The sequence below is a fragment of the Pseudoalteromonas sp. 2CM39R genome, from assembly GCF_023161845.1.
The window spans coordinates 463,759-488,103 of record NZ_JALNTM010000003.1 but is presented as its reverse complement, the minus strand read 5'-3'; the positions used below and the strand labels follow the sequence as shown (position 1 = coordinate 488,103).

Sequence of the window (24,345 nt, the reverse complement as noted above, 5' to 3'; positions counted from 1 at the left end):
CTTACAAATAATATGGGGGATTCTCAACTGGGTCAAGAATTTGTTTAAATAATTTACAACTGGTTTACTTTTAGCGGGGTGTTTTTGTTAACAGGAACGGTTAAACGCCTAAGTAATGTTATAAATAGAGGTTTAAAAGGTGTACATGGATGTTTTCATTAGCTGTATTGCTATTTTTTAAATGGCATTATTAACAATTGCCACAAGGATGAATTTTGTTTGGGGTTTGGGTATTGGCTTAAACCAAGTGCAATATTTTTATCAGGCTGACTTGCCTGTGATTTATAGCTGCCAAAAAGTCTATCCCACCAAGTTACACTAAAGCCAAAGTTACTGTTTGTTTCTTCGGGTTTTTGGCTATGATGAATACGATGCAGTACTTGAGTTACAAGCACTAAACGCAGCGGCTTTTCAATAGAGTTGGGTAAACGAATATTCGCATGATTAAACAGTGCTAACCCATTGAGTGCAATTTCAAATATTAATACTGCAATAGCAGGTACACCCAAAGCGGTAACGGCAATCAATTTTATAAGTATGCTGAGTACAATTTCAATAGGATGAAATCGCAGACCGGTACTGGTATCAATATGTGCATCAGCGTGGTGTACGCGGTGCAAACGCCACAAAATAGGCACCTGATGAAAAAGCCGATGCTGCCAGTAAATAATTAAATCAAGCAAAAGTAAGCTGAGTATCACTGCAATGAGTGGTGAGACATTGAGTTGATTAAATAGCCCAATTCCATGCTGCTGATAATAAGCAGCAACCGCAGTTAATCCAACCGGCACTGTAAAGCGTGCAAGCAGGGTAGAAGTAAAGGTTAATCCAAAATTAGCAAACCAGCGTGACCTATTTTTAATAGTTGATTGGCGTGCAGGCTTTTGCCATTCAAGCAGCATCATTATTGCTAGTACGCTAAAAAAGAAGCCTAGCCGCCAATATACTTCATGACTCATGGTTTACCTCGTTGAGTGCGGTTTCTTGCTGTTTTAAGGTGTAATAACCTCCATATATACGGGTGAAAATAGTTATCGCGCAGGCTATAGCAAATAAAACAGCAAGAATTGAAAAATACTGCGGCCAAATACAAAAGGCAATAAATAAGGCAATGGTTTCTGTGCCTTCGGTTAAGCCATTTAAGTAGTAAAAACTTTTGTATTTAAATTGCGGTTTATCGAGTTTAAATTTTTCAGCGGCTATAGCAAAAGCTAAAAAGCTTGAGCCGGTGCCTATAAAAGTCACAAGCAATAGTGACCCAGCAAGTGCATTTTGCTCAGGGTTGGTTAAAATAAATGCAAAAGGAATAAGCGCATAAAATAAAAAATCCAGAGTAATGTCTAAATATCCCCCAGCGCTTGAACTGCTCTGAGCATAACGCGCGAGTGCGCCATCAAGACCATCAAAAATGCGGTTAATACAAATTACAGCTAATGCGCCATACCAATATTCAAAAATAATTAGTGGCACAGCTAGTAAGCCAATTAAAAAACCTATTAAGGTTAACTGATCGGCACTCACTCCTTTTTTGTGCAGCTGTTTTACGCACGGAATAAGCACCGGTTTTATAAGTGGGGTAATAAATTTATCTAACATTTATATCACTTTGTACGTTTAGATTGATGATTTTGCCATTTGTGGCTATTGCGTCACTTTCATCATGGGTGACCATAATGGCGGGTAACTGATATTCCCTAATTTGTGAAAACACCAGCTGACGGGTTTCAATACGTAATTGCTGATCAAGCTTACTAAAGGGTTCATCGAGTAAAATCGCTTTGGGTTTACTCAGTAATAGTCGCAGTAAAGCAACACGGGCTTGCTGCCCACCGGAGAGAGTGTCTGGATGGCGCTTGGCCATGCCTTTTAGCCCAACGTGTGTAAGTGCTTCATCTATTTGCTGTTGGCGTTGTTTTTTATCCATTTTTGGCATGGCAAAGCTAATATTACCGCCAACAGATAGATGCGAGAATAGTAATGGGTCTTGATATAGCACAGCAACATGGCGTAAATGGCTGGGCAAGGAACTAATATTAGTATCATTTAGCCACACCTCGCCAGTCGCATTAAAACCCGGAGGTAATGCGCCAGTAAGCCAATTTAATAAGCTAGATTTACCGCTCCCTGATGGCCCCATAATAGTAAGAATTTCACCACCTTTAACCTGTTCATTCAAGCTCAGTAACAACTCGTTTTGACGATAAAGCTGACAATTTTTAATTTGTAATGATGGCTGCATTAAACGCCCTTTGATGTATTCATATTATGCTTGCTTGTTATTAAAAACATACCTAGGAAGTCCCCATGCCAGTATAAAGCCGAGAAGAGGTAAGCCCATTTGCAGTATTGCATACACAGCACTGGTTCGCCTACTTGCACCATTGGCAAGTGTTACGGCTTCGGTGGTTATGGTGGCTATTCGGCCACCCCCTGCTAACTGGGTTGATAAATACTGGCCAAAACTTATTGCCAACCCCAGCGCCATCGCAATTAAAATAGGCGCAAATAGTTGTGGCAATTTAACTTGTATAAACACCTTCCATGGGCTTGAGCCTAAGCTTGCAGCAACACGCGCTAATCTTGGGTCTAAACGCCTGTAACTATCGGCAATAGATAAAAAAACATAGGGTAAAACAAACAGCAAGTGTACAAATATCACATTAAAAAAAGCATGCTGACTATTTAGCAATTGCTGTAGCCACACAATACCAAATAAAAAGGCGATACTGGGTACCAACAACGGCAGGTATATAATTAACAGTGCCCACTTCGCCAAAGGTTTAGCCGTGATTTGCTCTGCTTCTAAACATAGTAGCACCAAAATAGTGGCAAAACCCGAGCTAACCACGCCAACCACTAAGGTATTAAATAAAGGAGTGTGAATGTGTGTAAAGGCATTTTCAAAGTGTAGTAATACCAAACTTGAAGGTAAGGTATCCGGAAAACGCCAATAGCCAGCTACTGACCAAAGTACTAATCCAATTAACGCAGCTGCAATGAAGACTAAAATTACGCAAGTGACGACATAAGTAAAAGCGCGAACAAGTTGGTGAGCATAATGGCGTCGGCCGTTGATGAGTGACTGACTAAAAATCATGGCACTGATTTTTTCAAGCAATAGCCAAATTAGCAGTAGTCCAACAGTGATCGCTAATTGTAACAGAGCACCCGCTGAGGCCTTTATGCGCAGGGTTAAATCTACATCGTTAAACCAATGCATGATAGCAACGGCTAAAGTAGGGGGCGTATTTGGCCCAAGTATCAGTGGCATCTCAACGCTCGCACTAGCATAAGCAAGTACTGCAAAAATGGGCAAACGTAACAGTGGGTATAAACTAGGTAGCACCACTTTAAAAAATGCCACCATGGGGTAATAACCTAAATTAATGGCAATTTGATGCTGCATTCGTAGCTTTTTGCCAAGTTCAGGCTGCGCTAAAATACCCAATGCAATGAGTAATAAAAAAGGCAGCTCTTTAAGTACAAGCCCAATAATAATGCTCCAGCCAAAAGCGTCATAAGGTAATGAGCCCTCAGGAGCTAATTGCCAGTGCGTTAACCAAGGCGAAAATAAGCGCGTAAATAATCCCGATGGCGCGATTAAAAAACTGACCGCAATTGCCGCTGCAGCGTGGGGAATAACCAGTATGGGACTCAACACGTATTCAATTCGTTTTAGCCATACACTATTAAAAAATGCAGCCAGCATAATAATCATGAGCGCAAACGCTATTAATGTACTAATTAGTCCAGTGCGTATGCTCAGGCCTATCATTTGTGAAAGCCCCGGTGTATCCCATAAAACATTAAACCCAGCCAAACTCATGTTGGTTTTATTCAAGGCAGGCGCCCAGCCAAAGGCAGGCAACATTACCCCCATTAGGCCGCCTAATACAGGCATTGCTAACAGTGCCAGCAAACAGTAAGGGGTTACTTTGACTAGGCGTGAGAATAAATCAGTTGAATGGAGTACCTTACTCATTGGCTTGTTCCATAACGGGTTTCCCAGCCAGTATTAATTGCCTCCACCCAGCTCGGATGTGGCTCACTGAGTGTACGTTTAACACTATGTAGAGGCAGTGCGCTAGGATGCGGCTGTACGGTTTTAAATAAGCCCTGCTGCTCTGCGCTTAAGCTGGTTTGAATTAATACCGTTTTGTCACCCCATATAGCAGTTTTTTGTTTATGCGCTTGCGCTGCGGGGCTTAATAAAAAGTCAGCCACTAATTGCGCACTTTGCTGGTGGCTTGCATTATAAGGAATAGCGACAAAGTGAGTGTTACTTAAGCTGCCATCGGCCATTGCATAACTTCTTATACTTTTTGGTAAATCATAGCGCTTTACCGCAGCCGGTACTTCTGGTGCCGAAAAAGTAAAGCCAATACTAAGCTCGGTATCGTCTATTAAGCGGCGCATTTGTACACCGCTTTGCATGAAGTATTCGCCATTGCGCCACAGATTAGGGTGCAATTTATTTAGAAACGTCCACAACGGATCAAGTACTTGGGCTTTGTTTTTATCATTAGCTGGTTGATTTAGTTTTGCTTGTAGCATTGCATCGCTATGTTGGTGTAATACCACTAATGCATATTTTAAAAAGCTCATCCCTAAAAAGTCAGGGGGTTTGGGGTAACTAAATCGGCCTGGGTTTGCTTTACTCCAGCTCAATAACTTATTAAGGGTTTGAGGAGGAGAGCTCGTTGCTAGCGTATCGTAATAAAAAGTCAGTGAGGCTTGCCCCCAGGGGGCTTCCATTCCCTGAGTGGGTAAACCAAAATCAAACAACACGCTGGGATTGTTTTCTGGATTGGTGTAAATAAAATTAGGCAATTTATCAGCCCAGTCTTTTAGTAAAAGCCCGTGTTTACTCATAGCTGCAAAGTTAGCGCCATTGATCCAAATTAAATCGACACTGCCTTGAGTGTGATTATTTGCTGATTTTTCAGCGAGTACGCGGCTAACGGCCTCGCTGGTGTCGCTAAGCTTTACATGCACTAACTCAATGTTATATTTAGCTTTTACTTGCTCAGCCGCCCACTGAATATAGGCATTTATTTGCGCATCACCGCCCCAAGCATAAAAATATACGCTTTGGTCTTTACCTAACTTTTCAACTTGCTGCCAACGGCTTTGTAATTGTGTACTTGCTAGGCTTTTAAAACTAATAATAAGGCAAATACAAAACGCGACACAACATAAGCTGTATCGCGATAATGTTTGCCAAAATTTATTGGCGAGCATTTAAATCCCAGTTGTAGTCTAAAAACTTAACTTTCATATTGTTATTTTTAAGTGCTTTTTGCTGAGCGGGTGTCAGCTTTAGTGCTTTAGGGTATTGCATAAAAAACTGCTGTAGCGTATTTGCGCCTTTAAAGCCTTGTTCAAAATCATCGCCGTACCACTTAAATATTGAAGACATAGTTAGCGTGTTATCTTGCGCTATATTTCGAGTCATGTCTGATAAAAAACGCATCGTTTGCTCTTGCAATTGGCTTTCTAAATCAGTGGCTGTGTAGGCTTCTTCACGTAGTGCTGGGCAGCCAATACTGGCGCAATTTACAGCAAAGTGAATACGAGGATCGTTGTACTTACCGCTACCTCTGATTAAGTCATGCTCTATGTTATCTAAGCTACGAGTTTTACCCAGCAGAAAAATAAACTCTTTGCTCCACGGTGAGCTAAAAAAACTGCCTAAATCTTTAATTGATTTAAGATCTGGGTATTTTGTTAATATCAGCTCAACAGTAAAGGCGTTATACGCGTTGATTAAAAACGCCAGCTGCTTAGGTTTTTCCCATGTATCAAACTCATTTTGCGTAACAGCCGATAACGAATCTAAATAAGCTTTAAGGTCGCTGCGCTTAGCTTTTATTGCTGAGTAATCAACCTCAGTGCTGTGACCATGATTAATAGCTACAACATGGTTATTTAATAATGCATTCCATCTGTCATGCATGCTTTGAGCTTTGCTTGCAAACGATGTTGCAAGCAAAGCAGAACCTAACAATAGCGCTTTTAAAGGTGTTTTAAACATACTAGCCTCTGCGCCAGGCGTGGTATTTTTCCAGCAAGTTAAGTACCTTTTCAGGAGCATGAGCACGTTTCCATTCGCCCGCCACATATTTGTTACCTTCAGCCCATGTTGGGTAGCTGTGAATGGTGCCCAATATTTTATTAAGCCCTAAACCGTGTTTCATGGCTAATACAAACTCAGCAATTAAATCGCCAGCGTGTTCAGATACCACAGTAACACCAAGTATTTTGTCTTTACCTTTAGGGGTGATCACTTTAATAAAACCATTGTTAGCGCTTTCGGTGATGGCGCGGTCTAGCTCTTCAAATTCAAAGCGGGTGATTTCATAGTCTATGCCTTTTTCTATCGCTTCTTGTTCATTTATGCCCACCCGTGCTACTTCTGGGTCAATAAATGTGGTCCAAGGAATAACACGGTAATCTACTTTAAACTTTTTAAGGTTACCAAATAACCCATTTACTGCTGCGTACCAGCCCTGATGAGCGGCTACATGAGTAAACTGATACGGTCCTACAATATCGCCCGCTGCAAAAATATTAGGATAGAGTGTTTCAAGGTATTCGTTTGTGACTACAGTGCGGCTCGTTTCTATGCCGAGCGTTTCAAGGCCATAACCTTCTAGGCGTGCGCTTCGCCCTACAGCACATAGTAGCTCATCGTATTCAATATCGATTTCATTATCGTTATGTTTCACCACAATGAATTTTTTGCCATCGCGCTCTTCACAGCGCAGTGCCTGATGCGAGGTTAAAATGTTTACGCCGCTTTGCGTTAGCGCTTCATGAGCAAATTTAGACACCTCTAAGTCTTCTTTGATCATAATGCGTTCAGCCATTTCAATTTGTGTAACGTTTGAACCTAAACGCGCAAAGCTTTGTGCAAGTTCGCTACCAATTGGTCCACCGCCAAGTACAACAAGCTTTTTAGGGGCTTCGTCAAGCTCAGAAAATTTGCTCCATAACGTATCACTGGTTACATAGCCTGTTTCTTCTATGCCAGGTAGTGGAGGTACAAATGGGCGTGCGCCGGTGGCAATCACAATCGTACGAGCAGTGAGTGTTTGTGTGCCGCCATCGTTAAGCTTAATTTCTACAGTCCACGGGTCTAATAATTTACCGTAGCCTTTTACAACATCTACGCCTAGGTTTGTGTAGCGCTCAACACTGTCGTGTGGGGCTATATCGGCAATCACTTGCTGTACACGTGCCATTATTTTTTTAAACGAAAACTGCGGTGTCGTGCTTTGTAGCCCATATTTTTCAGCTTGGCGCATTTGCTGGGCTACTTTTGCACTTTTAATAATAGCTTTACTAGGCACACAGCCAGTATTTAAGCAGTCGCCGCCCATTTCGCCGGCTTCAATTAAGGTAACTTTGGCTTTAACTGCTGCTGCAATATAGCTGGTGACTAAGCCGCCGGCGCCCGCACCAATAACAATCATGTTGCGATCGAATGTTTTGGGTTTAGTAAAGTTTTTATAAACACGGCGCTTTTTTATTGCATTTATAAGGCTTTTTGCAATTAACGGGAATACCCCTAATAGCGCAAACGACAAAATTAAATCCAGCGATAAAATACCCGATAAGCTATCTATTTGTGCTAATTGAGTACCAGCGTTCACAAATACAAAGGTACCCGCCAGCATTCCTATTTGGCTTACCCAGTAAAAAGTCCATGACTTAATAGCAGTTAAACCCATTAATAAATTAATTAAAAAGAACGGAAAAACAGGCACTAAGCGCAGCGTAAATAAGTAAAATGCGCCTTCTTTTTCAACCCCAGTATCTATAGCAGCTAAACGTTCAGGAAAGCGTTTTTTTATGGTATCGCGCAATAAATAACGTGACACTAAAAATGCCAACGTAGCACCAATGCTTGAGGCAAACGAGGCAACTAATAACCCTTGAGCCAAACCAAATAATGCACCAGCGGCTAGCGTTAAAATAGCTGCACCAGGCAGTGAAAGCGCGGTCACTAATATATAAAGTAAAAAGAACCCCCCGATCACCAAAAACGGTGATTGAGCTTTGTACTGATCAAATTGCGCCATTGACCCTTTCAACCCGTCGAGGGTAAGAAGCTGGTTTAGATCATAAAAAAAGAATAAGCCGACACCTATCGCCGCCAGTAATAACAAACTTAGTTTTTTTAACATGTTATCTCTCAAACGGTTTAAAAGTTATGGGTAAGTGTGAGCTTAGCGTTAATTGGTAATTCTGGGAACGCGAGTGTCGCGCCAAAATAGCCACCTTCAAATACAGGACGCCAGTTTTGCTGATCGGTAATATTATTTACATCAAGCCTCAATTTAGTTGCAGAAGTAAACGCATAGCTGGTATTAACATTTAAGGTGTGCTGATCGCGAATGTATACGGTAGCTAAAAAATCCAATGGGTAGCTTTTAGTATACAGGGCAGAAAATCCAGCTTGCCACTGAGAAGTTATTGTATAGTTAGCATTTAAGCTTAATGATTGCTCTGGGATCCCTTGTACTTGACGGTTTGAGGGCGAAAAAGCTGTGTAACTTGGTGCGCCAATGCTGTTACCCGCAATAATATCGGGACGCGAATTATCAAACGCATCGGCTATTTGAGCTGAGTCTTGGCCTGTCGCAGAGTTATCATAACGGGCATCAATGTAACTGTAGCCTGCGCTTACCCAGTAAGGGTAAGCGTCGTAAAATACTTGGCTTTCGAATCCGGTTGTACGAATGCCTGTATTGCTACCATCGCGATTACGTAAGCTGCGGCGTTGGCTAAATACAGCAGCATCTGCATACCAGTCGCTTTGTGTTGGCGCATATTTCACGCCAAACTCGACTAAAGTATTTTCCGTAGCAAAATTTTGTGCGCTAATTGTATTGTCACCACCTAACGTATTACCGCCGGCCATGCTGTTAGAGGTGGCTTCGTTATAACTTGCTGCCGCATAAGTGGTTAAATCGTCATTTACTGAGTAATTAACGCTCAGCTGCGCTGATTGCAGTGTATCGTTAATGCTATCACTAGCGGCTATTTGCCCTTGAGGTGCAATCGGGTCATTTGCTTCTACGTCATAGTAATCAACACGATAGCCAGCACTGGTGCGTAAGCTGTCAGTCCATTGTGAGTCTTGTTGAATGGCAATGCCGGTTTGCCATGAGCGTGAATCTGTAGTGTCTGATAAGTTAAAATCACCACTGCCATCATTGTTGATATCGTACTGACCACCAGGGGACACATATACACCGGGGCGTAGCTCTACCAAACGTGCCTTTTGTGCATCAGTTAATGGAATGCGGCGGTTTGAAAGTGGGCCGGTTAAATCAATAGGTGTGTCGGCTTCAGTAGTAAACTGGCTGTAACCCAATACTTTATTATAACGAACATCAACAGCGAATAAGGTTTGCTGCTCATCGCTCCATTGATACGTGAGTTCAGAGCGGTTTTGTGCGGTATCGGCGCCATCAATTATTTCAACAAAACTATTTTGTGCTATTTCTTCGCGCTGCAAATGTTGAAAGTAACTAATGTTTTTAATCGACATTACATCAGACAGTGCGCGCTTATAAATACTGTGAACTAAATAAGTGGTTGCTTGATTGAGATTATCAGGATCGGTAAGCACACGGCTGGTATCTATTTTGACTTGTCCTGTAGGCGATATAATAGAGCCTGCGCCAGGAACTGTGCTGCCATTCGCTTGTAACCCTTGACCAGTAATATAAAGATTATGATCGATAAGCGCTTGGGTAGGGCGGTTTATACCAGCGTTATCGGTAAATTCTGTTTGGTACAGTTCAAAGTTAATGTCCCAACTGCTTTTATCATCCGGTAAAACTTTTAATGCCGCAAACAAGCTATCACTTTGTGTGGCTGAATAGTCATAATAACTACCCTGATCAATATGCTCATAGCTAACACGTAAGCCAATTTTATCCTCAACAATCGGTGCGTTGTAATCTACTTGGGCACTATACTTATCCCAACTGCCTGCAGACACCTTCACATTGCCTTTGCGCTGATCAGTTGACGCTGTTTTAGAGTGCAAGTTTACAAAGCCCCCGTTACGTTGGCTTGAACCAAACAATACAGGTGGTGCACCTTTAACTACGTCTATCTGTTCTATCGCGTTAAACGACAACGGCACACCAAAACCATTATTACCCGCTTGGCGTCGAGTACCATCTTGAAATAACTCACCTAACTGGCCGCGGATCGTCGGTAAACTTGGTGCACCAAAACCACTTGCAGCGTATGTATTAGGACTTACTGCCAGAACATCGTGCAATGTTGTTATGTTAAGTTGCTCAATTAGCTCTTTAGAAATAGGGGTCACAGAGCGGGCTATGTCTTGCAAAGCCAGGTTGTCGCCAAAAGGGCCGTTTACTGTGGTGTTTTTAATAGAGAGGTTTTTAGATTTAAGCGCTTGACCTGCCACCTCAATTCGCTCAATGGGGTCAGAGCTAGTTGTTTCATTAGCCTGAGCAGCTAAAGCTAAATTTAATAGGGGGGCGAGGGTTAAAGCTAAATACGTGTATTTCAAATCGTGTTTCTCTATTGTTATATGTTGATGTACACAAAAGACCAAGACAGATAAAAATATCTTTCAATCAATTGCTAATATTTTTATTTTTTATCTTAGCGCTTAAATAATAGTGCCTTTAAATAACTCAACTTAAGATCAGTTTAGGTTTAATTTTAATTAATTGAAAATAAAAATACGTTTATACGGTCTTACTTGCCAATTAGTTTATTTATATCTTTTTTAAGGAAATTTTATGACAGATTCGATCAATACAGATGTACAAACTCGTTTGCAATGGTCGCTTTTATCGCTGCGCTTAGGGGTGTTTATTGTGATGGTAATGTGGACACTAGATAAATTTGTAAATCCGGGGCATAGCGCCCGTATTTTTGAACATTTTTATGGGATCAGTGGCTCTACCGATACTATTGCTTATATTTTAGGTGCACTGCAATTATTATTAGTAATAGCATTTTTAGTCGGTTTTAAAAAACGTATAACTTACGGTGTTATTTTTATAATGCATGGACTATCAACGCTGTCTTCTTACAACCAGTACATTGATGGCTTTAATAATTTACTGTTTTTTGCAGCATGGCCGATGTGGGCTGCGTGTTTTGCGCTTTATTTATTACGCGATCAAGACGTAAAATTTACCGTTAAATAATAAGCAAAAAAAATGGTTATAAGCGTTAGCCTATAACCAATAAAGTACACAGGGAGTGTAGGAAGTTCTGTTGAGCAGAGTAAGCGGCTAGCAAGCCATTTACTGTGCGTGACTAAAAGCACTTATTGGTGCTTTAAGTTGCTTTAATAAATACGTACAATAATAAAAGCAAAGCTAATGCCAATTTTTAACAGTATGAATTTTATAGATATTTATATTGTTTGGATTGTGGCTTTGCATAATGCAGGTAATTTTTTCTATATTGCAACGGTAAAAGTTACCTACTTTGCAATATGAAAAAATGGCACTGTTTTAGAATCCGATACAACTAAAAGCAGCGAAGATTTAAAAATCAGCGGCTACTTCAAATTCTAATCGTTCATGACTAATAGGATGGGTAAAAGCTAAATACTCGGCATGCAAATGTAGTCGGTCTGATTTTTCACCGTAGTGGGTGTCGCCCACAATGGGTGTATTTAACCCCAAGTGGTGGGCACAGTGAACACGCAATTGATGAGTACGTCCTGTTTTTGGATAGAGTTGTAAGCGGGTAGTATTATTTTTACGTTCCAGTACCTGCCATGTTGTTAATGACGGCTTCCCCGTTTTGTAACACACCATTTGCCGTGGCTTATCATCAAAATCAAGCACTAAAGGTAGCTCTATGCTGCCACTTTCAGCAGCAATATTACCCGCCACTAAAGCAACATAACGTTTTTCTACACTACGCTCTATAAACTGTTTTTGCAGTGCTTTATGCACCCGTTTATTTAACGCAATCATTAACAGCCCTGAAGTCGACATGTCTAATCGGTGCACAATAAGTGGCCCCGAAGCGTGTGGGAACTGAGTTTTGATTCGCATATATACCGAATCGTCAATATTAATGCCTGGCACAGATAAAAATTCAGCAGGTTTATTTACCACCAACAAATCATCGTCTTGATAAACAATCGTTAGGTCTTTACCCTGTGCAGGGTTGATCAAGAGCGGGTTGTCTTCAACATTTAACCCCTCTAGCATATGCCCTAAAATAGGCTGGCATTTGCTATAGCACGATGGGTAATAATGTAAATGATGTCTTATTGCCGACTTAGGCGGTGCGCCCCACCAAAATTCGGCCATAGCCAGGGGCTTTAAATTATGTTTATAAGCATATTGTAATAATTTTGGCGCGGCACAATCTCCCGCGCCTGAAGGCGGTGTGTGTTCGGGCAGTTTGGCAAAAATGGCATTCAAATCGGTCACTTCGCCGTTTGCATTTAAAAACTGGTATTGAGCGAATAGCTTTTTTTGTAAATTTTTAGAGAGTACTTTACGGCGTTTTTTTAATCCGTTAATTTCATCATTTATTGTTAGTTGTGCCTGTTCAAGCGCTGCAATGCGTTTTTGCCACTGTTGCTTTAATGCTTGTAGTTGTTTTTTCTCAACAATACTCTGCCCAGCTAATTGGTTCTTCAGTTTTTCAAACTCATCATTATTGAGTTGCTTGCTGGCAACTTGTCGTTGCTGTTTTCGCTGTTTTCGAGTTACTTGCATCGCTTGCTGCTTGGCGATAAGTTGTTGCTCATAGTGTTGGCGAGCAGTCGTTAATTGTTGCTCAATTTGCTGATAATTATCACTGTTTTGCAAGGCTGTAATTTGCGCATTAATATCGTTAATCACTTGGCTTTGCTGACTAAATTCTGCATCGTCTATATGTTTAAGTGCCACATTTGGCGCAAAATGCAGTTGCTCATCTATCCCCGCTATTTGCCCCGAATAGGCGCTAATAAAGCCTAGCTGTTGCGACTCATCTTGAACAACCAATACGCCAAACATTTTACCGGCATCAATATCATCTGTATCTAAAATAGCCTTATCTAGCTTTTTTAATTGTTGTTGTAATTGTTTTGCAGCGGCAACGGCCAGCGGATGAGGTTTATAATAAAAGGGAAACGTAAACTGCTCAGGCAGTGCGAGGTTATCTATGTTTTCATTAAAAGTGGTAAAGCAGCTAGCAGGGTTTGACATGGCAATAGTGTGATTAGCAGTTATCAGAATAATTAGTCAGAGTGTAACATAAGCAGCGCTGTGCCACTAAGCATGCCTGGCATTACAAACAAAAAGGCCAACATATTTATGTTGGCCTTTGGTATTAAGCTAAGACTTATTTGTTAGCGTCTTTCACTGCTTTTAATTTAGCCGCATGGTCAATTTCAAATGCAGGCATGTCTTTTTTGCCTTCCATCAAGTAGTTGTCCATCCAACGCATTAAACGCAAGCTGTAATCGTACTGTGCCGCTACTTTACGGTTACCATGGCCTTCGCCTGGGTAGTAAACAAGGCGAACATCTTTACCTTGTACTTTCATGTAACGGTAAAGTTCCATAGATTGCGCAGGGTGAACGCGAGGATCGTCTTTACCATGCATAATAAGCAGTGGCGTTTCAGATTGACCCGCCCAGTAAATTGGGCTGCGCTCTAGATACCATTGCCATTTATCCCACGGGTATGAACGCGCATGAACTAGGTTCATTTCGTTTGAAATATCAGTAGTACCAAATTTAGATAGCTGGTTAGTTACACCCACAAACATAACACTGGCAGCAAAGTGCTCGGTTAGCTTAGTTGCGCCCCACGCTGATGCATAACCGCCGTAAGAGCCACCGGTAATACCCACGCGTTTAGTATCAACTAATCCCATATCAACAAGGTGATTTTTAAAATCAACTAAGTCGTCAAACTCTTTACCTGCGTAATCGTTTTGACCTAGTTTAGAGTAATCAACGCCTTTACCTGTTGAACCTCGGTAGTTAGGGTAAAATACCGCATAACCACGTGCAGCGCCCATTTGACCAGGACGCGAGTAGTTAGTTACCCAGCCGTTTTTATCATGACTTTCAGGGCCACCGTGTACTGACATAATTAGTGGGTAGCGTGTGCCTTTTTCATAATCGAGTGGGTAAACTAGTACACCATCAAGTTCTACACCGTCACGCGCTTTAAGCGTAATTGTTTCTTGTTTAGCAAAGCGTTTGTCGTTTAACCAGCTGTTTGAATCAGTTAAACGCTTTGCCTTGTTACTGCGCACAATAAAGACTTCGTTAGGGTGTTTTGCCGTGTTACCACGAAGTGCTAGTGTTTTATCTGAATCAGAAACACTTAGCTGTGAGGCAATAAATTTGCCCTCTTTTACTAGCTTCTTGTATTTGTTAGAGCCGGTTTTAATGCTCGCAACAAAACTTTCTGTGCCCACATTGGCAATAAAGTTAAGCGTGTTACGTTTATGCGACCATTCAAAGTCAACAACGTGGCCCATAAAGTTAGGTAACCATTCAGTGATTTCGGCGGTTTTAGTATCGGCAATAAATAAGCGGCCAGTTGCAGGGTCGTGCTTATCTTCAGCACCTAAAATAGCAATGTATTTACCATCATGCGAAAGCTCGGCATCGCCTAGCTTTCCTTCAGTTTTAAACGATAAGGTGACTTTGTTGCTGGCAATATCAAACAAGTGCCACATCGATTTTGTGTATTTATCATCAATTAGTGCAGTAGGTTGAGTTTTAACCAGAAGCTTTTCACCATTCGCAGCCCAATTAACATCACTCACATAGTTATCAACATTGAGTGCGGTAGGGGTAAGTGGCTTGTCTGCTTTAGCTAAATCTACAATAAAAAGCTGCTTGTTTTTAAGGCCTTGCTCGTACACTTCTGCTTTAAAGCCAAGTTTTTTAAGTTCTTTTTCTGACTTATCAGCAGCTGGCATTGCTAAAATAGCGACTTGCTTGTTATCAGGGCTTAACTGATAGCTTGAAATAGATGTGTCTTTTAATGACATAACCGCTTGTGCTTGGCCGCCATCAACAGGTATTTGGTAAAGCGAAGTATATTTGTCGTCTTTTAATTTCGCTAAAAAGTAAATTGTTTTGCTGTCGTTTGACCATTGTAGGCTTTTAATATTAACTGAACCGGTAATAAAAGGGCGTTCAACACCTTTATCGTCAACAACGTAAAGCTCACTGTAATTGCTACCATTTTCGTCAACGTAAAGCGTGCGAGGTAACGAACGGGTAAATGCAACACTGTCGCCATCGGGGCTAACAGTTGTTTGTATTACCGATTTTACTTTTGGAATGTCTTCAACAGTGATTGCTGATTGCGCAAATGCAAGTGAGCTTGAAAGCCCAATTGCTATCGCTAAGCTAGTTTTTAGCATTGTTATTTCCTTTGCTTTATTAGATTTCAGCCATTATAGCAAGGTGTTCTTAATATACTAAAAAATGCGATGATCTAACAAAAAACGCAGAGATATGAACTGTATAGGCTCAGTGTTTGCCAGTTACTCAGTGTTTTTACCTTTGGACTGTAACTGATATATTGACATGGTAGAATGAACGCTCTACTATTTGTGTAGAGTGTTCATTCTACATTGGTATAAAAATATGCTTAAACAAGAAATAGCTGCAGCGTTAGAGGTTGCCTTTAGCCAGCATGGTTTTGCCGAACCAAGCGTAGCAAAGCTGCAAAAGCTCAGTGGTGTCAGCTTACGTACCCTTTATAAATATTATCCTTCAAAGCAAGCAATGATTATTGCTGCACTTGAGTATCGCCATACTCGGTATCTACATTTTTTACTAAAGGAATCACCCGATGAAGGTGTAAATGCGGTTTTACATATGTTTGATCAGCTTAAATTATGGATGCAGCAGTATGCACCTAATGGCTGTTTATCAATTAATGCATTGTCGGCATTTCCTGAAGACGAAGTAATTAGCAGCGCAGTGCAAAATCATAAAAATGAGGTTAAGCAATTGTTAGGTGAGCAAAGCTTAAATGCATCAATAGCGAGTAGCTTATTCTTATTGCATGAAGGGGTTTCGAGCGCATGGCCAGTAATAGGTGATGAGGCAGTACTAGCCGCAAAACAAAGTATCTTAAAGTTAATTTAAAGGAGCAAATAATGGCAAACCTACCCACTACAATGCATGGCGTGCAGCTCACAGCCCATGGCGATTTTGATACGCTAAAATATGCAACCGATATAGCTGTACCTAGTTTTGCAAGTACCGACGTATTAATAAAAGTCATGGCGGCGGGAGTAAATAACACTGACTTAAACACACGTTTAGCTTGGTATTCAAAAAAAGGTGATGAAAGCGATGATGCTAGCTGGTCTGGTAATGCATTAGTATTTCCCCGCATTCAAGGTGCTGATGTATGTGGTGTGATTATAGCCGTTGGTGAAAGTGTTGATAAAAATCGAATTGGCGAGCGTATTTTAGTTGAACCATGTTTGCTAAAAGCTAACGGTGAATCATTGAAAACACCGTGGTATTTTGGTTCAGAGTGCGACGGTGGTTTTGCACAATATACTGTAGTTGATTCTTTGCATGCATATAAAATTAATAGCAGCTATAGCGATGTAGAGCTTGCGTCGTTTCCGTGCTCATACTCAACTGCTGAAAATATGTTGTACCGCTCTAACCCGCAACAAGGGCAAACTGTATTAATTACTGGAGCTTCCGGTGGTGTTGGCTCTGCTGCTGTGCAGTTAGCAAAAGCGCGCGGTGCTAATGTTATTGCAATCACTAGTGAAAGTAAGGCGCAGCAGTTAAAAGATTTAGGTGCTGATAAAGTTTTATCTCGTGAAGACGATTTAATTAAAACCTTGGGTAAAAGCAGTGTTGATGTAGTTATCGATTTAGTAGCAGGGGAGCAATGGCCAAAGTTATTAGAGGTTTTAAAGCCAAAAGGGCGTTACGCGGTGTCGGGGGCAATTGGAGGAGCGTTAGTTGAGCTTGATATTCGTACATTGTATCTAAAAGATTTAACATTCTTTGGCTGCACAGTTATAGAACCAGGTGTATTTAAAAGCTTGGTAAACTTTATTGAGCAGGAAAAAATTAAGCCGATAGTGGCGCAAACATTGCCATTAAGTGAAATAGTAACAGCGCAACAAGTGTTTTCGCAAAAGCTGCACGTGGGAAAAATTGTTTTAACAATACCGCACAGCGAATAGCACACTAAAGCCCGCTACTTTAAAGTTAACGGGCTTTAAGCTTACAAACTCTTTTTAGGAGGAAGCGCCACGTTTGCAAAAATAAGTCCTGCCACTAGCGACATGAATATTAAAAACGTTTGCTGACCAATATGATCTGCATAAACAAAGTCTTGGCCTTCAATTAGTGAGTTTAAACCAATATACGTTTTGCTCCCAGGCACTAATACAATTAATCCCTGCATAGCTACAATAGAGGCCGGAGCATTGGCAACACGGTTAAATAAGTTGCTAAATACACCAACTGAAAATGCACCAATAAAGGTGCCTAACGTGTAATTTAAATCTAAATATATAGCAGGCCCAATACTGGTGCCATAAGCTATAAAGCCTGAGGCAATAGACCAGATTGCATGTTTAAGCTTAGTTCTAAAAATAACGATTAAGCTACTACATAAAAGTAAAATAGCGAGCCATGCAGTCCACTTTGGTAACGGCTCTGGTTGTACGAAATCGGCTTGCCCAAAGACCGCAAAGCCAATAGCAAGACCAATAAAAGCCCCAAAATAAAGCTTAAACAGCAACATAAATGAGTCCATAACGCGAGCTGTGCCCGATACTAAATGTCTGGCTGCGAGTTCAGCAAGGCCAAGTGCAAGGGCTAAACCGGGTATAAACACAATAATGGCAGAAAGCACAATTAATCGAATGTTGATGTGTGCATCTAAATGAACGCTAATAGCACAAGCAAGAATAGCCGACACTATTGCCACTAATGGCTCAAGCATGTGAGCCACACGTTTCGAACGGGCCGACCACAATACAAATAAGTATACAATAAAGGTTAATAACCCAGACCACAGAACATCATTCCAACTGGTGCCCATAAGCATTGCAAATGCGCCGCCAGAGGTGGCAAAGGCAACGCCTGTCAGCACTCTGTTATATGGATTAGGGGCATCAAAAATAATATCAAGTTGCTGATCAACCTCTTGCAACGTGAGCTCACCATTAAGCATTTTATTAACTAGGTCATCGGTATCGGCAAGTGAACCTAAATCGTGATCGCCTGGGTCAACGCGGGCAACATGGGTATATTCATCTTCATGGCCATCGGTCCAAATAACAAAGGTAACCGACGTGGGCGACATAACAAACGATGATTTAAGATCTAAATAGGTCGCCACTTCCATTAAGTGGGCTTCTAAGCGATAGGCAGGTGTACCGTATTTATGGAGCATTTTGCCCAATTTAACGATAAATTTGCGTTTTTCAGTAAACGTTGCGGTTTTCAAATTTGTTTTGAACCAACTATTAAATAACTAAGCTAAAAATATAGGCAATAATGCTAAAATTGCCCAAGTTTATTTGCGGCGATTTTAAACACAAATCGCCGCCTGTCTAGTGATTTTTAATGTTATTTTTTATTTTTTTCTGCTATCCACTGCGACATATATTGTGTGCTGCGCATGGTATGGTGTTTGAGCATTTGACCCGTGAAATTTTTCATCCGGTGAGCATCTAAATTACTGCTTATTGAGTCGATTTTTTCAATTAATTGAGCACTTAACTGTACTTTGTCATACAGAGTATTAAGCAGAAGGCCGCCAGCGGCTTGTGCTTCACTAAATTTAGCCTCGTTGTTGTATAAAGAGACTGCGGCATCTGCAAAAGCTTGCACATCTGCTGTTACCACACCTGGCCACGGCAACGTGCTGTGCATACCTTCGCTGCCAATAGGCGTGGTGATGCTTGGGGTTTGCATGATCATGGCTTCTAAAAGTTTACCTTTAATACCTGCCCCAAAACGCAAAGGAGCTAAGCAAATCCGCGCACTTTGCATTACTTCATACGCATCATCGGCCCAGCCTTTAATTAAAAAGCCGGTTTTAGGATTATTAAGTGCGGTGGCTTTTGGTGGTGGGTAAGACCCATAAATATGCAATTCTGCCTGCGGTAGTTGTTTGCGGATAAGCGGCCAAATTTTTTGTAAATAGAGTACCGCATCCCAGTTTGGGGCATGTCTGAAATTACCAATGGTCATAAAGTGTTGGCGTTGTTCATACGATTTAGTTTGCTCAGGTAAGGCACTTAAATCAACCATAAAAGGTAAATGATGCAACACACTAGGCTCAACTTTAAACACTTCATTGAGTAGCTCCATCTCATAGCTTGAGATAATTAAGCTGAGATCACAGCGTAAAATAGCGGCTATTTCACGTTTAGCTATGTCTGATAGTAAATCGCTGTGGTTAAATTCACGCTCAGCTTTATGCGCCTCATGGCGAGCATTACGCAGACACTGTAAATCTTCGGTATCTAAAATCTTAAGTGCATTAGGACAATGCTTATCTACGCGCCAACCAAACTGCTCTTCCATCATAAAACGATCGAACATCACTAAATCGGGGTTGTAAGCTTTAACATAGTCATCAAAACTATCGCAGTTAAGAGCGATGTTTTGGCTGGTTATACCAAAGTCGGCAAGGTCAACCATGTGTTCGGTAGGCAGTGCGGGCGTGGCGAACTCAACATCCCAGTTTTGCGCCCTAAACGCATTTAGTAACGACATCATGTGCGTACCTGCAGCAGATGAATTGGGCTCTGGCCATACATAGCCAATTACCAGCACTTTTTTCATTGGCTAGATTCTCTAATTATTTGATGGAAAAACAGACTCAAACACAGTGGTATATTTTTAAAAGCTGTAACGGTATTTAAAAAGCAGAGTATGATTTCGAAAAACTAAAATGCTGCAAATTAATGGACATAAACAACCAATTTTAGCGTTGAGTAAATAGGCGTGTATTTTAGCGTATTCAGGCTACTTAAGTCATTACTTAGCTTAACACTTTATGAATGGTGCAAAACGTGTTTATATATCCGGTAATATTTAACAATAAAAAGGATGAAAACATGAATGCTTTTAGGCTGTTAATTGCCTTGGTAGGCTGCATTGTTTTATTGCCTGCAAGTTATGCAGAGCAAGGATATCAAACCCCTTCACCAGCGCTTGCTACACTTGTAGATGCTAAGTTAGCACCAACTAGTTCTTTATCAAGTGATGGACAGTGGCTGGCTTTGTTTGAACGCAAGCGTGTTGTGTCGCTTGATGAGCTGGCAAAAGAAGAATTTAAGCTTGCGGGAATAAAGCTCAACCCAGCTAATTTTTCACGCTCACGGGTAAGTGCCAAATACAGTGCTTTAGAACTTAAGCATGTAGAAAGTGGTACTGTGGTTAACGTAAATAATTTGCCGCAGGGGATCATTCGTTCCCCTCGCTGGTCAGCAAATAGCGAGTATTTAGCGTTTATTGTTGAACAACCGGATAACGCACGGCTTTGGGTTTATAGTGTTAAAACCAAGCAAGCAAAGCAGTTAAATGAGTTTGCGCTTAATTCAGTATTAACCGCTACACCTTATCAGTGGCTACCCGATAGCACAGCGATTGTGGCGAATTTAGCTGTTAACCTAGACAAACCCAGGTTAACCAATGATACCCAAAGCACAGTACCAGTTATTCAACAAAGTAGCGGTGAAAAAGCCCCAGCGCGTACTTATCAAAACTTATTAACCAGCCCATTTGATGAAGCACAATTTAAATTTTATGGTCAAGGTCAATTAGCGTATATCACGCTTGATGGTAAAGCACAGCCAATTGGCCGTGCTGGCTTATTTAAATCGTTTTCAATTTCGCCTGATTCAACCAATATTTTAGTCGCGACCATCGACGAGCCATTTTCGTATCAAGTCCCTTACAGCCGTTTTGCAACTACATGGCAAATATGGGGAATGCGGGGATATGCATTAGTCGAGCTGGCTAAGCAACCTCTTGCCGACAACATTCCTCAAGGGTATGACAGTGTTCGCACTGGTCGTCGTGATTTTGAGTGGCGAGCCGATCAGGGCGCGGAGGTTATTTGGGCCGAAGCGCAAGATGGCGGCGATATGAAAACTGAGGTTGAGCATCATGATTACCTTTATAGTTTACGTGCACCGTTTAAACGCGACCCTAAATTATTTGCCAAAGTAGAGCGTCGTTTTGCAGGCATACAATGGGGTAATGACAACATTGCCATGCTAAGTGATTGGCGCTTTAGTGACCGACAAGTGCGCACTTATGTAATTCAACCACGTAATGCTGATAGTAACCGCGTGTTATTTTCAGAGCGAAGCTACAATGATGCCTATAAAGATCCAGGTAGTGCCATATATGAGCGAAACGACTTAGGCACGCGTGTTATAAAAGTCGTAGGTGGACGTTACATTTACCTTCGTGGAAACGGTGCATCTGAGCAAGGAAATATTCCATTTTTAGATCAATATGATGTAAAAACAAATAGCACTAAGCGAATATGGCAATCGGCTGCACCTTACTACGAGCGGGTGCGTGCTTTATTAGACGATGAAGGTAAGCGCATTATTACTATTCGTGAGTCTAAAACGCAGCAGCCTAACTTTTTTATTCGCGATTTAGATAAAGATAGCTTAACGCAACTGACCCAATTTGAGCATCCGTATCCAGCATTTAAAGGGGTGACTAAAGAGCAATTACGTTATACCCGCGATGACGGTGTTGAGCTTTCCGGTACGCTTTATTTACCGCCAGGGTATGACAAAACACAAGGGCCTTTACCTGTTCTGATGTGGGCATATCCACTTGAATATAAAGATAAAGCGGTTGCTTCACAAGTACGCGAATCAGAATACGAATTTACCTACATAGGTTACTGGGGCCCAATGCCTTATTTGGCTAAAGGGATTGCAGTATTTGACGATCCTAAAATGCCGATTGTAGGTGTTGATGGTAGTGAGCCAAATGATCACTTTAGAAAACAGCTGGTTTCTAGCGCCAAAGCAGCGGTAGATGTACTGGTTGAAAAGGGTATTGCTGATAAAGATAATATCGCCATTGCAGGGCACTCTTACGGTGCATTCATGGTGGCTAACTTATTAGCGCATAGCGACTTATTTAAGGCTGGTATTGCCCGAAGTGGTGCGTATAACCGCACATTAACGCCGTTTGGTTTTCAAGGTGAAGAACGTGATTTTTGGCAAGCACAAAGTGTGTACGCAAACATGTCGCCGTTTTTCCATGCTGAGAAGATTAACGAACCTATGTTAATGATCCACGGTCAAGAAGATCCGAATTCGGGAACTTTCCCAATGCAAAGTGAACGTATGTATGCTGCACTTAAAGGCTTGGGTAAAGAAGCGCGTTTAGTGATGCTTCCTTACGAAGCCCACGGCTACCGTGCCCGTAAAAGCTTATTACATGTACTGTGGGAGCAAGAGCAGTGGCTTGATAAGTACTTGTTAAGTGATAACGAAGTAGACACTGAAACAACAGTAAATTAATTTGCTAAGAGTTTCGAGCTCAGGGCTTCGAGGTTTGGCGGCGCGAAATACTGCGCTGCTAACTCGGGCTAAGCTCGTTACCCTTAGCCCGAGTCTCGACGCTGTTACTTCTAATTTATCGGAAGCTATTTCACCTTTGGCTTTTTTCCTTTACCCTTTCATTCATAATTAACACCATTTAATTAACCTATTGCGAGCTTTAAATGATTGATGTAGCGGCACTTGCGGTATTTATTCCTACGTTCTTTTTTGTGTCTATTACTCCGGGTATGTGCATGACACTGGCCATGACTTTAGGCATGAGTATAGGCGTGCGCCGAACTTTATGGATGATGATTGGCGAACTATTAGGTGTTGCCAGTGTTGCGGTAGCCGCGGTGCTAGGTGTAGCCAGTGTTATGCTTAATTACCCCAGTGCATTTGATATTTTAAAGTGGCTAGGTGGTGCTTATTTAATCTACATTGGCATTAATATGTGGCGTGCGAAAGGAAAAATGTCGGTTGATACGCATAACACAACAGCCGTGAGCCGATATTCATTATTTTCACAGGGGTTTGTAACCGCTATCGCCAATCCAAAGGGATGGGCGTTTATGATTTCCTTATTACCTCCTTTTATTAACGTACAATACAGTGTTGCGCCGCAATTAGCGGTGCTGGTGGCCATTATTTTACTCTCAGAGTTTATCTGTATGATGATTTACGCAACAGGTGGTAAAAGCCTGCGGTTATTTTTAACCAAAGGCAATAACATTAAGTGGATGAATCGTATTGCGGGGAGTTTAATGGTGCTAGTAGGAGTTTGGCTTGCAATTAGTTAACTATAAACAAGCCTTAACCTGAACTTAGCTTATTTAAATAGCTGAAAATGATGCGTTAAGTGCTTTAATTGCAGCTTTTGTTTTTGCTGCTAACGTGTCGCGTGCAGGCGTTAGAGCAAATACATCGTAATGGGGAAGCTGCCAATCAGTGCATATTTCTAAAAGTTCTCCTGTAGCTAAGAAATTGCGTACTTCAGGCTCTGGCAAAATAGCATAGCCTAACTCATCGAGAACAAATTGAATCACAGTTTGCATATTATTAATGGCAATACGTGCTTTTGGTAGTGTTGTGCTTTCACCGCGGGTAAGGTGCGTAAGCGCCGGATCAACAGCTATATGTGCAATGCGGTTATGCGCTTTTAGGTCATCCAGTGTGATTTTTGGTTGCTGTGCTAGTGCATGATTTTTATGAACACACAGTATTAATGGCCAACTAGCGAGCTGGCGTGCAATTAAGTTTGAGTCTTCGAGAGGGCCAATCGCCAACACCAAATCAATACCTGCTCTGATCATATCAATCGGCTCGTCAGAAAGCGTTAAGTGCACATCTATATCACTAAATTGGTTAATTAAATGCTTTACAGGCTCGCTTAATAACCCACCACCAAAACCAACAGGGGCTGCTAGTTTTAGTTGCCCACTCGGACAATTTTGTAAATGCTGTAATTGTTCTGATGTAGCTGTTGCAACGGCAAGCATTTGTAAGCAACTTTGATAATACAGCTCACCCGCCTCGGTAAGCGTTAATTCTCTAGGGCTGCGATTAAATAAACTCAAACCTACATCTTGCTCTATTTGTTTTATTTGCTGACTAATTGCAGAGGTTGTCATTAGAAGGTCAGCGGCAGCTTTACTCATACTTCCCGTTTGCACAGTGCGAACAAATATATTCAGGGTTTTAGTTAACTTATCACTCATACCGTTAAGCCTTACTTAAATTAGCTTTAATAAAAATAGCGTTGAGAAGAAGGGAACTTCT

Annotated in this window: 18 protein-coding genes; 5 read left to right on the top strand and 13 right to left on the bottom strand. The window is 41.4% G+C overall.

Going from position 1 to position 24,345, the window contains the following annotated elements; all coding sequences use genetic code 11:
* Positions 1-170: 170 nt before the first annotated feature.
* The 8 genes from MTF66_RS09465 to MTF66_RS09430 are packed head-to-tail and all read right to left on the bottom strand — an operon-like array spanning position 171 to position 10,558.
* Positions 171-959, bottom strand: a complete 789-nt coding sequence (locus MTF66_RS09465) for a sterol desaturase family protein (RefSeq protein ID WP_248527104.1) — start codon at positions 957-959, stop codon at positions 171-173.
* Positions 949-1,596 (bottom strand): CDP-alcohol phosphatidyltransferase family protein, encoded by a 648-nt coding sequence (locus MTF66_RS09460; protein WP_010389273.1) that lies wholly within the window; start codon positions 1,594-1,596, stop codon positions 949-951. Before MTF66_RS09460 ends, MTF66_RS09465 begins: the two co-directional genes overlap by 11 nt.
* Positions 1,586-2,239: an ATP-binding cassette domain-containing protein gene (locus MTF66_RS09455; RefSeq protein WP_131692198.1), complete on the bottom strand. Its 654-nt coding sequence runs from the start codon at positions 2,237-2,239 to the stop codon at positions 1,586-1,588. The genes MTF66_RS09460 and MTF66_RS09455 overlap by 11 nt, the downstream gene beginning before the upstream one ends.
* 24 nt (positions 2,240-2,263) lie before the next feature.
* A complete protein-coding gene (locus MTF66_RS09450) occupies positions 2,264-3,982 on the bottom strand; it encodes an ABC transporter permease (protein ID WP_248527103.1) in 1,719 nt (572 codons plus the stop codon).
* Entirely contained in the window at positions 3,979-5,241 is a 1,263-nt protein-coding gene (locus tag MTF66_RS09445) for an ABC transporter substrate-binding protein (RefSeq protein ID WP_248527102.1), read from the bottom strand. Before MTF66_RS09445 ends, MTF66_RS09450 begins: the two co-directional genes overlap by 4 nt.
* Positions 5,228-6,034 (bottom strand): DUF547 domain-containing protein, encoded by an 807-nt coding sequence (locus tag MTF66_RS09440; protein ID WP_248527101.1) that lies wholly within the window; start codon positions 6,032-6,034, stop codon positions 5,228-5,230. Before MTF66_RS09440 ends, MTF66_RS09445 begins: the two co-directional genes overlap by 14 nt.
* A gap of 1 nt (position 6,035) precedes the next feature.
* On the bottom strand, positions 6,036-8,189 hold the full coding sequence (locus MTF66_RS09435) for an FAD-dependent oxidoreductase (RefSeq protein WP_248527100.1): 2,154 nt from the start codon (positions 8,187-8,189) through the stop codon (positions 6,036-6,038).
* 17 nt (positions 8,190-8,206) lie between these two features.
* On the bottom strand, positions 8,207-10,558 hold the full coding sequence (locus MTF66_RS09430) for a TonB-dependent siderophore receptor (protein WP_248527099.1): 2,352 nt from the start codon (positions 10,556-10,558) through the stop codon (positions 8,207-8,209).
* Positions 10,559-10,793: 235 nt separating this feature from the next.
* Between MTF66_RS09430 and MTF66_RS09425 the strand changes: the two genes are divergently transcribed.
* A complete protein-coding gene (locus MTF66_RS09425; RefSeq protein WP_054201343.1) occupies positions 10,794-11,207 on the top strand; it encodes a hypothetical protein in 414 nt (137 codons plus the stop codon).
* 345 nt (positions 11,208-11,552) lie between these two features.
* Here the strand turns inward: MTF66_RS09425 and MTF66_RS09420 are convergent, their stop codons facing one another.
* On the bottom strand, positions 11,553-13,220 hold the full coding sequence (locus MTF66_RS09420; RefSeq protein ID WP_248527098.1) for an RluA family pseudouridine synthase: 1,668 nt from the start codon (positions 13,218-13,220) through the stop codon (positions 11,553-11,555).
* Positions 13,221-13,356: 136 nt separating this feature from the next.
* Entirely contained in the window at positions 13,357-15,405 is a 2,049-nt protein-coding gene (locus MTF66_RS09415) for a S9 family peptidase (protein WP_178956887.1), read from the bottom strand.
* A gap of 226 nt (positions 15,406-15,631) precedes the next feature.
* On the opposite strand from MTF66_RS09415, the gene MTF66_RS09410 reads away from it, so the two are divergent.
* Together MTF66_RS09410 and MTF66_RS09405 are read left to right on the top strand one after the other, a co-directional pair.
* Positions 15,632-16,138 carry a TetR/AcrR family transcriptional regulator gene (locus tag MTF66_RS09410; protein WP_248527096.1) on the top strand — a complete coding sequence of 169 codons (507 nt, stop codon included), beginning with the start codon at positions 15,632-15,634 and terminating at the stop codon, positions 16,136-16,138.
* A gap of 11 nt (positions 16,139-16,149) precedes the next feature.
* On the top strand, positions 16,150-17,208 hold the full coding sequence (locus tag MTF66_RS09405) for an alcohol dehydrogenase family protein (RefSeq protein WP_248527095.1): 1,059 nt from the start codon (positions 16,150-16,152) through the stop codon (positions 17,206-17,208).
* A gap of 41 nt (positions 17,209-17,249) precedes the next feature.
* On the opposite strand, the gene MTF66_RS09400 is transcribed toward MTF66_RS09405, so the two are convergent.
* A complete protein-coding gene (locus tag MTF66_RS09400; protein WP_075169987.1) occupies positions 17,250-18,482 on the bottom strand; it encodes a threonine/serine exporter ThrE family protein in 1,233 nt (410 codons plus the stop codon).
* A gap of 122 nt (positions 18,483-18,604) precedes the next feature.
* A complete protein-coding gene (locus MTF66_RS09395; protein ID WP_248527093.1) occupies positions 18,605-19,828 on the bottom strand; it encodes a glycosyltransferase in 1,224 nt (407 codons plus the stop codon).
* A gap of 275 nt (positions 19,829-20,103) precedes the next feature.
* On the opposite strand from MTF66_RS09395, the gene MTF66_RS09390 reads away from it, so the two are divergent.
* Positions 20,104-22,545, top strand: coding sequence for a prolyl oligopeptidase family serine peptidase (locus MTF66_RS09390; RefSeq protein ID WP_248527091.1), 2,442 nt, complete (start codon positions 20,104-20,106; stop codon positions 22,543-22,545).
* Positions 22,546-22,748: 203 nt separating this feature from the next.
* Positions 22,749-23,366, top strand: coding sequence for a LysE family translocator (locus MTF66_RS09385; RefSeq protein WP_138621801.1), 618 nt, complete (start codon positions 22,749-22,751; stop codon positions 23,364-23,366).
* Between the two features lie 33 nt (positions 23,367-23,399).
* Here the strand turns inward: MTF66_RS09385 and MTF66_RS09380 are convergent, their stop codons facing one another.
* Entirely contained in the window at positions 23,400-24,284 is an 885-nt protein-coding gene (locus MTF66_RS09380; protein ID WP_055011472.1) for a LysR family transcriptional regulator, read from the bottom strand.
* Positions 24,285-24,345: the final 61 nt, after the last annotated feature.